The organism is Nocardiopsis lambiniae (assembly GCF_031845465.1).
In the GTDB taxonomy this organism is placed as follows: domain Bacteria; phylum Actinomycetota; class Actinomycetes; order Streptosporangiales; family Streptosporangiaceae; genus Nocardiopsis; species Nocardiopsis lambiniae.
This window is the reverse complement of the sequence record NZ_JAVREP010000002.1, coordinates 42539-58104: the sequence shown is the minus strand read 5'-3', so window position 1 is coordinate 58104 and position 15566 is coordinate 42539. Positions and strand designations below refer to the sequence as shown.

Sequence of the window (15566 nt, the reverse complement as noted above, 5' to 3'; positions counted from 1 at the left end):
GTCACGACGAAAGGGATCGCCGTGGGTGCTGACGTGAGCGTCGTCGCGGCGTCCGAATCAGGCTGCCACCTCTTCGGGGATGGCTGTGGTTTCGAGGCTCCTACTGTCGGGAGCCTCTTCTTCCCGACGCCGTGGGTCGACTTCGGCCTGGCCGGTACCTCCGGGTTGACCAAGTACTACCTGGTGGCGGTGGTCGCACTGATCGTCGCCGCCTCCTTCTGGTACTTCACCACCCGTAGGGCCAAGGTCGTTCCGGGCCGCGGTCAGAGCATGGCCGAACTGCTGGTCGGCTTCCTGCGCGACCAGGTCACCCGGACCACCATGGGCAAGGAGGGGGACAAGTACCTCCCCCTGATGGTGACCCTGTTCCTGTTCATCTTCTGCATGAACGTCATGGGCATCATCCCCGGCCTCCAACTGCCGGTGACCTCCAACCTGGCCTTCCCCGCGGTACTGGCCCTGTTCATCTTCATCCTGTGGAACGTGGTCGGCATCCGCCGCCACGGAGTCGGCGCCCACTTCAAGGCCCGCCTCGTCCCCGGCGGTGTCCCCGGGTGGATCCTGCCGGTCGTGGTGCCCATCGAGGCACTGTCGAACTTCGTCATCCGTCCGGCCACGCACATGATCCGTCTGTTCGCGACCATGTTCGCCGGGCACCTGCTGCTCGCACTGTTCGCGGCTGCCGGTTTCTACATGTTCAACCCGACCTCCCCGATGGGTCCGCTGTTCGGAGCCATCTCGGTCGGTTACTCCGGTATCGCCCTGCTCGGCTTCCTGGTCTTCACGGCCTTCGAGCTGTTCATCATGGCGGTGCAGGCCTACGTCTTCGTTCTCCTCTCCTCCATCTACCTCGGTGAGGCCATGGAGGGCGCGCACTAGGAGAGGCCCCCGTGGTCCCTCCCGGTACGTACCGCAAGACCTATTCGGTTCATCACGTTCGTCCGACGACGTCCATGATCGTCGGCCTGTAGTAAAGGGAATATCAATGGATCTCGCCGCCATCGAAGGTAACCTCAACAGCATCGGTTACGGCCTCGCCGCCATCGGCCCCGGCATCGGTGTGGGTCTCGTCTTCGGTCTCGGTGTCCAGGCCATCGCCCGCCAGCCTGAGGCCCGTGGCGTCCTCCAGGGCCAGATGATCTTCGGCTTCGCCGTCATCGAGGCCCTGGCCATCCTCGGCTTCGTGCTCGCGTTCGCCGTCTAGTAGCACCTGGTCATAGAGAACGCGAAGGGGATGCCAACCGTGTATTTGGCAGCTGAAGAAAACGTCCTGCGGATTCACTGGGACGAGTTCACCTTCGGCCTCATCGCCTTCCTCATCATCCTCGGCGTCGTCTACAAGATGTGGCCGCGGTTGACGAAGGCGCTGGACGAGCGTGCCGACCAGATCGAGGGTGGCATCGCTCGCGCTCAGAAGGCCGAGGCCGAGGCGGACGAGATCCGCCAGCAGTACCGCGAGAAGCTCGAAGAGGCCCACCGCGAGTACGCCCAGGAGCTGGAGAAGGCCAAGGAGCAGCGCGCGGCGATCATCGCCGAGGCGCGCGAGGAGGCCCAGGTCGAGGCCCGCCGCATCATCGAGGCGGCCCACGCCCAGATCGAGGCCGACCGCCAGCAGGCGTTCGTCCAGCTCAAGGGTGAGATCGGCACGCTCTCCACCGAGCTCGCCAGCCGGATCGTCGGCGAGAGCCTCAGCGACAGCGCCGCTCAGAACCGCGTCATCGACCGGTTCCTGGACGAGCTGGAGCAGAGCGAGGGCAAGCAGCAAGCCGAGGTGCGCTGATGCGTGGTATCAGCCGCACGTCGCTGACAGAGGTGACCCGGCGCCTGGACGAGAACGTCCTGGCGTCGGCCGGCACCGCCCAGAGCGGTGTCGCGTTGGGCGGCGAGCTGTTCCAGGTCGTCGGCCTGCTCACCGAGGAGCACTCGCTGCGCCGCTGGCTGGCCGACCAGGCGAACCCGTCCGAGGCCAAGACCGGCCTCATCGGGAGCCTGCTGGAGTCCAAGGTGTCGCCGTCGGCGGTCCTCGTGGCCTCCGACGTCGTCTCGGCCAAGTGGTCGAGCGCCCGCGACCTCGTGGACGCCCTGGAGCGGATGGCGGTCTACACGACCATCGCCTCCCTCCGGAGCGCCGCGGCCCTGGACGGGCTGGAGGACGAACTGTTCCGCTTCGAGCGGATCGTCGCCGCCCAGCCGCGACTGCGCGACGCCCTGACCCGTGACGGGGTCTCCCCCGAGCACAAGCTCTCCCTCCTGGAGGACCTGCTCTCGGGCAAGGTGGACTCCGCGACGCTGACCCTCGTCGGCCAAGCGGTCACCCGACCCCGGGGACGTACCCTGGAACAGGCGCTGGACAACTACGGTCGGATCGTCGCCGAGCGCGCCATGCGCTACGTCGCGGTCGTCCGCAGCGCCGTCGCCCTGAGCGAGGACCGGCAGTCCCGGCTGGGGGCCGCGTTGTCGCGGGCCTACGGCCGCGACATCCACCTGAACATCGAGGTCGTTCCCGAGATCGTGGGTGGCCTGTCCATCCAGGTGGGGGACGAGGTCATCGACGGGACCATCGCCGGGCGTATCGCCGAGGCCCAGCGCCGTCTGGCCGGCTGAAGAAACGCAAGGCAAGCACGCACGGCGCCGGTCAGGCGCCACTTGAGAGCAAGGACAACGTAGAGATGGCGGAGCTGACGATCCGGCCGGATGAGATCCGGGACGCGCTGCAGCGCTTCGTCCAGTCGTACGAGCCTGAGGCCACCCGCGCGGAAGAGGTCGGTACCGTCACCTACTCCGGTGATGGCATCGCCCGCGTCAGTGGCCTTCCCTCGGCGATGGCGAACGAGCTGCTGAAGTTCGAGGACGGAACCCTGGGCCTGGCCCAGAACCTCGAAATCGGCGAGATCGGTGCCGTTGTGCTGGGCGACTTCACCGGGATCGAAGAGGGGCAGAAGGTGCGTCGCACCGGCCGCCTCCTCTCGGTGCCGGTGGGTGACGACTTCCTCGGCCGTGTGGTGGACCCCCTGGGCTCCCCCATCGACGGCAAGGGCGAGATCGCGTCCACCGAGCGCCGTGAGCTGGAGTTGCAGGCCGCGACCGTGATGGAGCGCAAGCCCGTTCACGAGCCGCTTCAGACCGGTATCAAGTCGATCGACTCGATGACCCCGATCGGCCGTGGCCAGCGCCAGCTGGTCATCGGCGACCGGCAGACCGGCAAGACCGCGGTCTGCGTCGACGCGATCATCAACCAGAAGGCGAACTGGGAGTCGGGCGACCCCGACAAGCAGGTGCGCTGCATCTACGTCGCGATCGGCCAGAAGGGCTCCACCATCGCCAGTGTGCGAGGTGCCCTCGAAGAGGCCGGCGCGATGGAGTACACCACCATCGTCGCGGCCCCCGCGTCCGACGCGGCGGGCTTCAAGTACCTCGCCCCCTACACCGGTTCGGCCCTGGGCCAGCACTGGATGTACGAGGGCAAGCACGTCCTCATCGTCTTCGACGACCTGACCAAGCAGGCCGAGGCCTATCGCGCGGTCTCCCTTCTGCTGCGCCGCCCGCCGGGCCGTGAGGCCTACCCGGGTGACGTCTTCTACCTCCACTCCCGGCTCCTGGAGCGCTGCGCCAAGCTCTCCGACGAGCTGGGCAAGGGCTCGCTGACGGCGCTGCCGATCATCGAGACCAAGGCGGGCGACGTCTCGGCGTACATCCCCACCAACGTCATCTCCATCACCGACGGCCAGGTCTTCCTGGACTCCGAGCTGTTCAACCAGGGCCAGCGCCCGGCCATCGACGTCGGTATCTCGGTCTCCCGTGTCGGTGGCGCGGCCCAGACCAAGGCGATGAAGAAGGTCTCCGGTACCCTCCGTCTGGGCCTGGCCCAGTACCGCGAGCTTGAGGCCTTCTCCGCCTTCAGCTCCGACCTGGACGCGGTCTCCAAGCAGCAGCTGGCGCGCGGCGCCCGCCTGATGGAGCTGCTCAAGCAGGGCCAGTACTCCCCGTTCGCGATGGAGAAGCAGGTCGTCTCCATCTGGATGGGCACCACCGGCCGCATCGACGACGTGCCCGTCGAGGACGTGCGCCGCTTCGAGGAGGACTTCCTGGACTTCCTCGACCGCGAGCACGCGAGCGTCCTCGACGACATCCGTGAGAGCGGGAAGTTCGAGAGCCAGACCGAGCAGGCCCTGGAGGGCGCGCTCGACAAGTTCAAGCAGGGCTTCCAGACCTCCGCGGGCACGCTCCTGGGCACCGAGGCCGAGGCCGAGGCGCTCGAAGAGGAGAACGTCGGCCAAGAGACCATCAAGGTCGCCAAGGGCGGGAAGTAACCCATGGGTGCACAGCTTCGCGTCTATCGCCGGAGGATCCGCGCGACGAAGTCGACGGCGAAGATCACCCGTGCGATGGAGCTCATCGCCACGACGCGCATCACCAAGGCGCAGCGTGCGGCTGAGGCTGCCGGACCCTACGCGCGGGAGATCACCAGGGCGGTCTCGGCCCTGGCGAGCCGGGTGTCCGACCACCCGCTGCTGACCGAGGCCGAGAACCCCACCCGTGCCGCCGTCCTGGTCATCACCAGTGACAAGGGCCTGGCCGGCGCCTTCTCGTCCAACGTCCTCAAGGAGGCCGACTCCCTCGCCCAGCTCCTCAAGGAGCAGGGCAAGGAGGTCGTCACCTACATGGTGGGCCGTAAGGGCATGGCCGCCTACAAGTTCCGCGACCGCAAGGTCGAGGACCAGTGGGAGGGCATCACCGAGCGTCCGACCTACGCGCACGCCCAGGAGATCGGCACCGCGCTCATGGAGAGGTTCGCCCAGGACACCTCCGAGGGCGGCGTTGACGAGATCCACGTGGTTTCGACCGAGTTCGTGTCGATGCTGACCCAGCGCGCGTCCGCCACGCGGGCGCTGCCGCTGGAGGTGGAAGAGGTCGACGAGGCGGAGCTCGAAGCCGCGCACGGCGGGCAGGCACTGCCGCTGTACGAGTTCGAGCCCTCCGCCGAGGAGGCGTTGGACCGGCTGCTCCCGCAGTACGTGACCAACCGCATCTACTTCGCCCTCTTGGAGTCCGCGGCATCCCAGCAGGCGTCCCGTCGCGCGGCCATGAAGGCCGCCACCGACAACGCCGAGGAACTCGCCAAGAACCTGACCCGTCTGGCCAACCAGGCGCGGCAGGCCGAGATCACCAACGAGATCAGTGAGATTGTCGGCGGTGCCGACGCGCTCTCTGCTGCAAGCGCGGGAAGTGAGTAAGAAAAGTGACTGCGACTGTTGAAGAGACGACCGGTGCCGGCACCGCCACCGGTCGTATCGCCCGGGTCACCGGCCCGGTCGTCGACGTGGAATTCCCCGTCGGCTCCATCCCTGGTATCTACAACGCCCTCCACACCGACGTGACCGTCGGTGGCGAGACGAAGGTCATCACCCTGGAGGTCGCCCAGCACCTGGGTGACAACCTGGTGCGGGCCATCTCCCTCGCCCCGCAGGACGGTCTGGTCCGTGGCGCCGAGGTGCGCGACACCGGCGAGCCCATCAGTGTGCCGGTCGGCGACATCGTCAAGGGTCACGTGTTCAACACCCTGGGCGAGTCCATGGACGTGCCGATCGCGGAGCTCAACGTCACCGAGCGTTGGCCGATCCACCGTAAGCCGCCGGCGTTCGACCAGCTTGAGTCCAAGACCGAGATGATGGTCACGGGTATCAAGGTCATCGACCTTCTCACCCCGTACGTGCGCGGTGGAAAGATCGGCCTGTTCGGTGGTGCCGGTGTCGGCAAGACCGTGCTGATCCAGGAGATGATCACCCGTATCGCCCGCAACTTCGGTGGTGTGTCCGTGTTCGCCGGTGTCGGCGAGCGCACCCGTGAGGGTACGGACCTCTTCCTGGAGATGGACGAGATGGAGGTCCTCCAGGACACCGCTCTCGTCTTCGGCCAGATGGACGAGCCCCCGGGCACCCGTCTGCGCGTGGCGCTGTCGGCTCTGACCATGGCGGAGTACTTCCGCGACGTTCAGAACCAGGACGTGCTCCTGTTCATCGACAACATCTTCCGTTTCACCCAGGCGGGTTCCGAGGTCTCCACGCTGCTGGGCCGTATGCCCTCCGCCGTGGGTTACCAGCCCAACCTGGCCGACGAGATGGGTCAGCTCCAGGAGCGGATCACCTCGACCCGGGGTCACTCGATCACCTCCATGCAGGCGATCTACGTCCCCGCGGACGACTACACCGACCCGGCTCCGGCGACCACGTTCGCCCACCTGGACGCGACGACCGAGCTCTCCCGCCCGATCTCGCAGAAGGGCATCTACCCCGCGGTGGACCCGCTGGCGTCGACCTCCCGCATCCTCGACCCGCAGTACGTGGGTCAGGAGCACTACCAGGTCGCGCAGCGGGTCAAGGAGATCCTCCAGCGCAACAAGGACCTCCAGGACCAGATCGCCATCCTCGGTATGGACGAGCTGTCCGAAGAGGACAAGATCATCGTCAACCGCGCGCGTCGCATCGAGCGCTTCCTGTCGCAGAACATGTTCGTGGCGGAGAAGTTCACCGGTACGCCGGGTGTGTTCGTTCCCCTGGAGGAGACCATCGCCTCCTTCAAGGGTCTGTGCGACGGTGAGTACGACCACCTGCCCGAGCAGGCGTTCCTCGACGTCGGCAACATCGACATGGTCGTCGAGAAGGCCAAGAAGCTCCAGGGCTGAAACCGCGCGAAGCGTCCGTCGAGGTGATGGCGGGCGACGGGCGGGATAGTTCGCAGTTCTCGGTCGGGGCCGGCCGCCGTCATGGTGGTCGGCCCCGCCGAATCCAATCGCTGGCCGAGGAGTTCAGGCAGTGTCGAAGAAGCTTTTCGTCGAGATCGTCTCGCCCGAGCACGAGGTTTGGGCCGGCGAGGGCGACATGGTCATCGCGAAGACCGTCGAGGGTGAGATCGGTATCCAGCCGGGGCACATCCCCGTGCTGTCGCTGCTCGCCGAGGACGCGGTCGTCCGCGTGCTGGGCGCGCGGGAGAACGGAGAGGTCCGGGCCGCCGCGCACGGCGGGTTCATCTCGGTGTCGGGCGAGGGTCGCATCTCCATCCTCGCCGAGACCGCGGAACTCGCCGAGGACATCGACGTCGACCGTGCCCGCACGGCGCTGAAGAAGGCGACCGACGCGGACGACGGCGCCGCCCTGGTGCGCGCTCGCAGCCGCCTGCGCGCCGCCGGTGAGGACGTCGCCTAGGACGCGTTCGGCGGATGCCGCCCGTCGCTCGGCAGTGTGAGCGCCGCGGGAGACGCCCTGGTTCTACCGACCGAAAGACGGGGGTGCTATGGAACAACCTCTGGAGTTCCTACGGTGGGCGTTCCTCGCCCTCGTCCTGTGCGCGGTGGCGGTGGTGTGCGCCGGCGTGCTGCGCCGCCGTCTCCTGCTGCGGCGCGGTGGCGCGGTGGAGTGTCATCTCCGTTCCCCGGGCGTGAGGGGGCGCCGGGGCTCCTGGCGGATCGGCCTGTGCCGGTACGGCTCGGAGAACCTGGGCTGGTTCCCCGCCTTCTCGATCAGACCGCGGCCGACAGCAGAGCTGTCGCGCCGCGGTCTCGTCATTGTGGGGCGCCGACCGCCGGAACCGGCGGAGCACCTGCCCTCGGACGTCACCGTCGTGCAGGTGGGCTGGGCCGCCGAGGACGGACGTGAACCGAAGACGGCCGAGATGGAGATCGCCATGAACGACGCGACCCTGACCGGTTTCCTGTCCTGGATGGAGTCGTTGCCGCCCGGCACCCGCTGGGAGGCCTGAACGGTGTCCCCGCCCTCCTCCGCTCCTCCCGGCCGGCGCCCGGTGCGCCGCCGCCACGGCGGGGGAGCGGCATGGCAGGATGCGTGTCCATGGTCGCATCGCGGTTGCGGGGCCTGACGGCCCTCGCCCTTCTCAGCCCGTTCATCGTCGCCTGCCAGCCGCCCGGTGGTCATGTCGCCGCTGTCGCCACCGGACACTTCACCGCCGGGCACCGCTTCCCGGTCGTCATGATCAGCTGGTGCGGTGAGGAACCTCCCCGCCAGATCGACCTGCTCGGCGAGGAACAGCGAAGACACCTGGTGGCCACCCGCGCGTTCGAGGGCGACTCCATCGAGGTCGACCTGTCCGCCCCGGGGGAGGACTGGCGCATCGTCGACGACGACGGCCGCGCGGTCTACCGGATGGGCCCGGACTCCCCCCAGGAGGAGTACCTGCTGGGGGTGGGCACCGTGGAGGCCGAGCCCGGTGAGGAGACCGAGCACGACATCGCCGTGCTGCGGTTCACCACCGAGGCCCTGGCCTCCGAACAGGGTGTGTACGCGAGCGTCTCCCGCGAGGGCGAGGCCGAGTACACCGATCCGGGTGCGTTCCCCCCGGCCTGCTGATCCCGGCCGTCCTCAAGGGGTCAGCGCTCCCCGCCGGGCCTCCACAGGATCTCGTCGCCCTCCTCCGCCACGTACCGACCCAGGATGAACAACAGGTCGGAGAGACGGTTGAGGTACCGCGCGGTCAGCGGGTTGACGGTGTCGCCGTGCTCGGCGATGGCCGCCCACACACTGCGTTCGGCCCGGCGCACCACGACCCGGGCGGTGTGCATCAGGGCGACGGTGGGGGATCCGCCGGGGAGGATGAAGCTCCGCAGGGTGGGCAGGTCGGCGTTGTAGGTGTCACAGGCCTCCTCCAGTCGGGTGACGTACTCCGGAAGGACGCGCAGCGGCGGGTACCCGGGGTCGGGCACGATGGGTGTGGACAGGTCGGCCCCGAGGTCGAACAGTTCGTTCTGCACGCGGGAGAGCAGCGTCCGTACGTCCTCGGGGACCTCGCCGAAGGTGAGCACGGAGCCGATGGCGGCGTTGGCCTCCTCGGTGTCGGCGTACCCGACGATCCGGGAGTCGTTCTTGTCCGTACGGCTCATGTCGCCGAGCGCCGTGGTGCCGGCGTCCCCGGTGCGCGTGTAGATCTTGGACAGCACGACCGGCTTGTCCGTGTCCCGTTGAGTCATGCCCCCACCCTAGATCGTGTTCGGCGGGTCATTCCGCCTCGCGACCACCAGGCGACCTCTCGCCGCGCCGCCTTCGCTTGGACGGCCGGCCCCGGGCCGACCCGCGCCGGTCGTCCTGCGAGAGGACGCGCCCATCGAAGGGCGATGGTAACGGAGAATAACCATTCGGCATCGGGGGGTGAGAGGTGACGTGGCTCACTGATACCTTATGGAGTGAGGGAGCTACTCAAAGTAGTCCCGGAGTGGTGCTCGCGCACCGTACCCGAGCGGAGTCATGAGGGGGGCCGCTCGGGCGGGTGCGAGGGGGAGGCACCGCGAGGGGGCGGACGGGCGTGAAACCGGGGGGTTCACGCCGTCCGCCCCCTCTTCCTCGTTCGGGGCCTCTCGGTCAGATGACCCAGTCGTGTCCCAGACGCGAGAACTCCGCGGCGGCCCGGGTGCTCAGCACACCGTTGACCGGCAGCGTGCTCGCGGCGAGGAACTCCACGCCGTGCGCGCCCGCGGCGGCCAGCTCGGCGACCGAGTCCCAGTTGACGTTCTCCAGGGTGTCGTCGGGTGTGTGGTAGTACGGGTCGAACTGCTCACCCGCGGTGCCGCCGTACCACTCCACCTGCTCCTCGCTCTTGACACCGTCGGCGCCGCTGAACAGTCCGCCCGACGGGATGCCCGCTTCCATGAAGGCGCGGTAGTCGCTACGGCCGCTCAGCACACCCGGCTCACTGACCTGGCCCTGGGCCGCGAAGTAGTCCTCGAACACCTTCGCGATCGCACCCGAACCCGAGGGGGCGCCGGACGAGTCCGGCAGCTCCATCCGGCCGTCCAGGACGAGCCGGGCGTAGTTGTGGGAGCCGATCATGTCGAAGTTCAGGTACAGCGCGATGTCGTCGAGCTCGCCGTCGGTCAGACCGGTCACGTACTCCGTGGACCCGATCAGGCCCTCCTCCTCGGTCCCCCAGAACGCGAAGCGCACCTTGTTCTTCGGAGCGGGCAGGTCCGCCAGACGGATCGCGGTCTCCAGGACGAAGGCCGTCCCGGACCCGTTGTCGTTGATGGCCGGACCCTCTTCGACGCCGTCCAGGTGGGCGCCCACGACCACCACGTTGTCCGCACGGCCGCCGGCGGTCTCGGCCAGCACGCTGAACGAGGTCTCCTCCACGACGGTCGCGTCCACCTTGACGCGCAGCTCCAAGCCGTCGGCCGCGATCAGGTCGGCCCCGGTGACACCGGAGACGCCCAGCGCCGGAATGGCCGAGAGCTCGCTGACGGTGCCGGCGAACACCTCGTCCGCGTTGTTGACCACCAGGGCGGCGGACGCGCCGGCGTCCGCGGCGTTGGCGACCTTCTGGGCGAACGGGCAGGTACCGCGCAGCGTGATCGCGATCGCGCCCTCGGGGAAGGCGGCGAAGTCGTCGGGCGAGCAGCCGCTCGCGGCGCTGCCGGTGTTGACCGCCACCGCCGGGGCCGTCACGTCACCGGCGCCGGAGTACGACATGGTCCGGAAGTCGGTCCCGTCCTCGTACACGGCCTCCCCCGGCGCGGTCTGCGCCAGGACCGCGTCGGACTGCTCGCGCCACAGCTCGTAGTCGTACTCGTGGCGGTAGGTCGTGTACCCGGCCCGCTCCAGCTGGTCCTCGATGTACAGGGCGGAGACGTCGTAGCCGGGCGTGCTCGTCGCCCGGTTGCCGCCGTTGTACTCGGCGATCGTGTTCAGGTTCTCCATGTGCGCCTTGATGGCGTCGGCGGTCACCAGCTCCGACAAGGCCGGGTCGGTCGGCTCCTGCGGCTGCGCCGGGACGTTGGGGCGGACCGGCTTCTCGGGCCGGACCGGCCGCTTGAGCCAGTCGGGGGCCTCGACCTCACCGGCGCCGCCACGGGTCTCCGGTGTCGTGGTGTCGGCGTGGGCGGGAGAGGCCGCGAGGGTGCCCGCGGTCATCAACAGGGCGGCGAGACCCGCGGTCGCCGCCCGTCGTCTCTGTGGGGTGCGCAACGATGTTCCTCCGTGTACGGGGGAGCCCATCGCTCCGAAGTGTCGGGGGATGGACACCCGGGGTAGGCGAGGTATCGATGCAGACTGGCACCGAACGGGCGCCCAGAGCAAGCATCGGCGCACAGGTTGCCACAATCAGCCACGGGCCTTACCTTCCGGTGGCCACTGTGATTGGATCGACGGCCCGAAACGCTCCGAACGTCTCGCGGGAGCGCGGGCGTCGTCCGGGTCAATCCTCGATCTCGCCCTGTTCCTTCTGGTGCTTGCGCCTGCGGTAGTCCACACCCACGCCGCCCATGAGGGCGATGCCGCGCACGTGCACGATGGGCGCCCCGGGGTCGACCACGCTCGGGGTCCCGCCGCCCACTCCGAAACCGCCCATGAACGGCAGGCCGTGGACGCGCACCTGCACGTCGTCCGGCACGAGGATGCCGATCCCGCCCATGATGGTGTTGGTCCAGATCGTGGTCTCGCGGTGGGTGAACCGGGCCTCGCGCAGGTCCAGCTCCACACCGCCCATGAGGGCGAACGCGAAGAAGTTCTCCGGGACCACCCAGCTCCCGGAGCGGTCGGCGCCCCCCATGACGGCGATCGCGACGGTGCTCGTCGGCGGCTGGTCGACGATCCGTCCAGCGCCGTAGAGCGGTCGCGGGGAACGGAAGTCGCCGGGCGCGGGAGCCGCCGGGGCACCGGTGCCGGTGGGGGCGGGCAGGTCCCGGGTGAGGGGGACGAGTTCGCCGATGGTCTTGGCGCGGTAGACCGCGTCGAGCCGCTCGCTGTGCTCGTCGGGGTCCAGACGGCCTTCCGCGAAGGCGTCCTGGAGTCGGTGCGCCACGGCGTCGCGGTCGGCGTCCGAGGCGCGCATCCGACCGGGGTCGGGGGGAGTGATCTCGCTCATCGTTTCCACCATATGTCGATTCTGCCCGTGAGGCACCCTCCGGCGCATCGGGGAGGAACCCCGGTGTCACCCCGGGATGGAGCCGTTCAGGCCCCGGGGAGCAGACCCCGCCGGATGGCCCGGCTGACGGCCGAGGTCCGGTCCCCGACACCGAGTTTCTCGTACACCCGCATCAGGTGCGTCTTCACCGTGGTCGCGCTGATGTGCAGGGCTCGTCCGATCGCGGCGTTGGTCAGCCCGTCGGCGGCCAGCCGCAGTACCTCGACCTCGCGCGGGGACAACCCGGGTCCGGCGGGCGCGGCACGGTCGCGCATTCCGGTGACGAGTTTGCCCGCCAGCCTCCCGCTCAGGACCGTCTCCCCGCGTGCGGCAGCCCGCACCGCCTCGACCAGTTCGGCGCGCGGGGTGTCCTTCAGCAGGTAACCGGTGGCCCCGGCCTCCACCGCCCGCAGGATGTCGGTGTCGGTGTCGTAGGTGGTGAGCACCAGGACGTGGGTGCCGGGGTGTTCGGCGCCGATGCGCTCGGTGGCCGCGACCCCGTCCCCACCGGGCATGCGCAGATCCATCAGGACCACGTCGGGGCGCAGTTCGGTGACCCGGGCCACCGCCTCGGGGCCGGAGGCGGCGTCGCCGACGATGTCGAGGTCGGCCTCGGCGGAGAGCATGCCGCGGATGCCCTCGCGGACCACGGGGTGGTCGTCGACCAACAGGACACGGATCACGGTGCCACCTCTTCGGGTTCGGGCAGGGCCAGGCGGACGGTGGTGCCCCTCCCCGGGGCGGTGTCGATCTCCAGGGACCCCTCCACGCTCTGCGCGCGATGGCGCATGCCGGGCAGGCCGTTGCCGGTGCCGGGCACGGTGGGGTCGAAACCGCGTCCGTCGTCGGTGACGGTGAGCAGGGTCCCCGCGTCGCTGTGTGCCAGGGTGAGCCGGACCCGATCGGCGTCGGCGTGCTTGCGGATGTTGGCCAGTGCCTCCTGAGCGGTGCGCAGCAGGCACACCTGGAGGTCGCCGGGCAGCTCTCGGGGTCCGCCGAGGACCTCGACGGTGACCGGGATGCCCAGTTCGGTGCCCAGCCGCGCACCGATCCGGTGCAGCACCGCCTCCAGGGTGTCCTCACCGAGCGGTCCGGGGCGGCGGGCGGCCACCATGGCCCGGGCCTCGTCCAGGTTCTCCGCCGCCGTCTCCCGCATCAGGGCCAGGTGCCGGCGGGCCAGGGCGGGATCGGTGTCCAGTTCCGACTCCACGGCCTGGGTGAGGGTGATGATGCTGGTGAACCCTTGGGCGAGGGTGTCGTGCAGCTCGCGGGCCAGGCGTTCGCGTTCGGCCAGCGCGCCGCCCTCCTCCGACAGGCGGGCGGCCTCGGCCCGGCTCTCCCGCAGTTCGCGGATGAGTTCGGCGCGTTCGTAGCTCTCCTCGACGACCTTCTCGAACCAGCGGCCGAACCACAGGGAGAAGCCGATGATGACCAGATGGATCCCGGTGACCACGAGGGCGTCGAGGGTGTCGACGTCGCCCCGCCACCAGCCGGTGAGGGTGGGCAGCAGCAGGATCATGCCGACCGAGGCGGTCCCGTACACCGCCCCGGCCGTCATGAAGCACATGGGGGCGACCACGAACAGGCAGAAGGTCAGGATCGGAGCGAAGTGGACGGCCACGGTGACCAGGGCCGCCACGGTCAGCGCGAAGACACCGGTGATCGGGGTGCCGTATCGGTCCTGGAGGTAGAGACTCCGTCCGTAGGACAGGTACAGCGCGGCGACCACGCCCAGGAGGGCGGCGCCCGCCCAGCCCCGGACGCCGGGCTGGGAGAGGACGCCGATGACGGCGACCAGGACCATCGAGCCGGACAGGTACAGGTACCAGGCCGGTCCCAGGTCCCAGGCGTGTCGTTCCCCGCCGGGGGGCTCCGGCGCCCGCTCCGGAGCCCGCGTCGCCACGACCATCACCCGTCCTTTCGCGTCTTCCACCGGAACGTCAGCAGAACCAGGACCAACCCCACCACACACCAGGCGCCCAGTGCCAGGGCGACCAGGTGCAGGTCCCACGCTCCGGAGGGTTCGAACGCCGCCATCGCGTCGGGATGGAAGGCGGCCCGCATGCCCTGCGCCATCCACAGCAGCGGGAACAGCGACGCGAAGGTCAGCACCCAGTCGGGCAGCACGGCCACCGGGACGAACACCCCGGAGGTGAACTGCAGCACCAGGAACGGCACCACCACGATGGTCGACGCCGCCTGGGCGGTGCGGGCCAGGGAGCTGACCGCTATGCCCAGCAGGGAGCAGGCGATCGTGCCCAGGACGAGCACCCAGGCCACCGTGAGCCAGTCGGCGGCGGAACCCGGCATGGTCGCGTCGAAGACCAGCGCGGAGACCCCGAGCAGCAGGACGGCCTGTCCGGCGGCGAGGAAGAACACCAGTACCGTCTTGCCGATGAAGTAGGCGGCGGGCGGCATCGGGGTGCCGCGCAGCCGGCGCAGTCCGCCCTGGTCGCGTTCGGTGGCGATACCGGCGCCCAGGGTCTGGAAGCTGACCGACATCAGGCCCATGGCGAACAGGCCGGGCAGGTAGTGGTCGACGGCGGGCATGCCCATGTCGAACAGGCCGTCGAAGATCGACGCGAACATCGTCAGGATCAGGGCGGGCAGGGCGAACGTGAAGATGACGCTCTCCCACTCCCGGGTGAAGGAGCGGATCTCCAGCCATCCCCGGGACAGGCCCAGGCGGAGCGTGCCGGGGAGCCGGACGTCGGTGAGGGTGCTCATGCCACGGCCTCCGGCTGCGCGGTGCGGGTTCCGATGCCCTCGGCGTCGCCGATCAGCTCCAGGTAGACGTCCTCCAGGGTGGGGCGGTGCACGCGCAGTTCCGGGATCTCCCCCGGGTAGCCCGCGGCCAGCTCCGTGATCACCCGGGTGGGCTCGTCGGTGCGGATCTCGCGCCGCACGCCGTCCTGTGACCAGTGCACCGTGGCCTGCGCCGTGGCCCGACCACCGAGGGTGGCGGGGGAGCCCAGTGCGCGGACCCGCCCCTCGGCCAGGACGCACACCCGGTCGGCGAGGGCCTCGGCCTCCTCCAGGTAATGGGTGGTGAGGACGACGGTGGTGCCCTCCCTCGCCAGGTTCCGGATCAGCTCCCAGAAGTCCCGTCGAGCCTTGGGGTCGAAACCGGTGGTGGGCTCGTCCAGGAACAGCAGCTCAGGGTCGCCGACGATGCCCAGGGCCACGTCCAGACGGCGTCTCTGACCGCCGGACAGGGACTCCGGGAGGGCGCGGGCCTTCTCCGTCAACCCGACCAGTTCCAGGACCGCGTCGGGGTCGCGGGGGCGGGGATGGTGGCCGGCGAAATGCCGGACGACCTCGCGCACCGGCACCTTGGGCAGCAGCGTCTCGCCCTGCCAGACGATGCCGATCCGGGACCGCCAGGACCGGTCGGCCTTCTCGGGGTCGACGCCGAGCACCCGGACGGCCCCGCCGTCGCGCCGACGGAAACCCTCCAGGATCTCGACCGTGGTCGACTTGCCGGCGCCGTTGGGGCCGAGCAGGGAGAAGATCTCGCCCTCGGGGACCGACAGGTCCACCCCCGCGACGGCCCGGTGCCCGCCGTACTCCTTGACGAGGCCGGTGACCTCGATGACCGTTTCGCTCATGAACCGAGCCTCGCGCGGCCCGGGGCCGGGCGGTATCGGGCGAACGGTCGGTCCGGT

General features: G+C 69.4%; 17 protein-coding genes. 10 read left to right on the top strand and 7 right to left on the bottom strand.

Annotated elements, in window-relative coordinates:
• Window positions 1-21: 21 nt before the first annotated feature.
• The 10 genes from atpB (at window position 22) to RM479_RS04615 (ending at window position 8360) form a co-directional block, all read left to right on the top strand.
• Window positions 22-879 carry a F0F1 ATP synthase subunit A gene (atpB, locus tag RM479_RS04660; RefSeq protein ID WP_311510492.1) on the top strand — a complete coding sequence of 286 codons (858 nt, stop codon included), beginning with the start codon at window positions 22-24 and terminating at the stop codon, window positions 877-879.
• A 106-nt stretch (window positions 880-985) separates the two neighbouring features.
• Window positions 986-1204, top strand: a complete 219-nt coding sequence (gene atpE, locus RM479_RS04655) for an ATP synthase F0 subunit C (RefSeq protein ID WP_220562989.1) — start codon at window positions 986-988, stop codon at window positions 1202-1204.
• A gap of 30 nt (window positions 1205-1234) precedes the next feature.
• Entirely contained in the window at window positions 1235-1780 is a 546-nt protein-coding gene (locus tag RM479_RS04650; RefSeq protein WP_311510491.1) for a F0F1 ATP synthase subunit B, read from the top strand.
• A complete protein-coding gene (locus RM479_RS04645; RefSeq protein ID WP_311510490.1) occupies window positions 1780-2604 on the top strand; it encodes a F0F1 ATP synthase subunit delta in 825 nt (274 codons plus the stop codon). Before RM479_RS04650 ends, RM479_RS04645 begins: the two co-directional genes overlap by 1 nt.
• 65 nt (window positions 2605-2669) lie before the next feature.
• On the top strand, window positions 2670-4310 hold the full coding sequence (atpA, locus tag RM479_RS04640; protein ID WP_311510489.1) for a F0F1 ATP synthase subunit alpha: 1641 nt from the start codon (window positions 2670-2672) through the stop codon (window positions 4308-4310).
• Between the two features lie 3 nt (window positions 4311-4313).
• Window positions 4314-5234 carry a F0F1 ATP synthase subunit gamma gene (locus tag RM479_RS04635; protein WP_311510488.1) on the top strand — a complete coding sequence of 307 codons (921 nt, stop codon included), beginning with the start codon at window positions 4314-4316 and terminating at the stop codon, window positions 5232-5234.
• 5 nt (window positions 5235-5239) lie between these two features.
• Window positions 5240-6682: a F0F1 ATP synthase subunit beta gene (gene atpD / locus RM479_RS04630; protein WP_274812586.1), complete on the top strand. Its 1443-nt coding sequence runs from the start codon at window positions 5240-5242 to the stop codon at window positions 6680-6682.
• Between the two features lie 130 nt (window positions 6683-6812).
• Entirely contained in the window at window positions 6813-7202 is a 390-nt protein-coding gene (locus RM479_RS04625; protein WP_311510487.1) for a F0F1 ATP synthase subunit epsilon, read from the top strand.
• Window positions 7203-7290: 88 nt separating this feature from the next.
• Window positions 7291-7755 carry a DUF2550 domain-containing protein gene (locus tag RM479_RS04620; RefSeq protein WP_311510486.1) on the top strand — a complete coding sequence of 155 codons (465 nt, stop codon included), beginning with the start codon at window positions 7291-7293 and terminating at the stop codon, window positions 7753-7755.
• Between the two features lie 89 nt (window positions 7756-7844).
• Window positions 7845-8360 (top strand): hypothetical protein, encoded by a 516-nt coding sequence (locus tag RM479_RS04615; RefSeq protein ID WP_311510485.1) that lies wholly within the window; start codon window positions 7845-7847, stop codon window positions 8358-8360.
• A 20-nt stretch (window positions 8361-8380) separates the two neighbouring features.
• On the opposite strand, the gene RM479_RS04610 is transcribed toward RM479_RS04615, so the two are convergent.
• The 7 genes from RM479_RS04610 to RM479_RS04580 all read right to left on the bottom strand — a co-directional run bounded on the left by RM479_RS04610 (window position 8381) and on the right by RM479_RS04580 (window position 15509).
• Window positions 8381-8977 carry a cob(I)yrinic acid a,c-diamide adenosyltransferase gene (locus tag RM479_RS04610; protein ID WP_311510484.1) on the bottom strand — a complete coding sequence of 199 codons (597 nt, stop codon included), beginning with the start codon at window positions 8975-8977 and terminating at the stop codon, window positions 8381-8383.
• Between the two features lie 388 nt (window positions 8978-9365).
• Entirely contained in the window at window positions 9366-10994 is a 1629-nt protein-coding gene (locus RM479_RS04605) for a M28 family peptidase (protein ID WP_397221452.1), read from the bottom strand.
• 199 nt (window positions 10995-11193) lie between these two features.
• A complete protein-coding gene (locus RM479_RS04600) occupies window positions 11194-11874 on the bottom strand; it encodes a DUF1707 SHOCT-like domain-containing protein (protein WP_274812591.1) in 681 nt (226 codons plus the stop codon).
• Between the two features lie 74 nt (window positions 11875-11948).
• Complete coding sequence (locus RM479_RS04595; RefSeq protein WP_311510483.1) at window positions 11949-12584, bottom strand: response regulator transcription factor; 636 nt, start codon at window positions 12582-12584, stop codon at window positions 11949-11951.
• Window positions 12581-13810: a sensor histidine kinase gene (locus RM479_RS04590; RefSeq protein WP_311510482.1), complete on the bottom strand. Its 1230-nt coding sequence runs from the start codon at window positions 13808-13810 to the stop codon at window positions 12581-12583. Before RM479_RS04590 ends, RM479_RS04595 begins: the two co-directional genes overlap by 4 nt.
• The gene (locus tag RM479_RS04585; RefSeq protein ID WP_311510481.1) at window positions 13810-14628 is read right to left on the bottom strand and encodes an ABC transporter permease; all 819 of its coding nucleotides are present in this window, start codon (window positions 14626-14628) and stop codon (window positions 13810-13812) included. The genes RM479_RS04590 and RM479_RS04585 overlap by 1 nt, the downstream gene beginning before the upstream one ends.
• Window positions 14625-15509, bottom strand: coding sequence for an ABC transporter ATP-binding protein (locus tag RM479_RS04580; RefSeq protein WP_311510480.1), 885 nt, complete (start codon window positions 15507-15509; stop codon window positions 14625-14627). Before RM479_RS04580 ends, RM479_RS04585 begins: the two co-directional genes overlap by 4 nt.
• Window positions 15510-15566 lie beyond the last annotated feature (57 nt).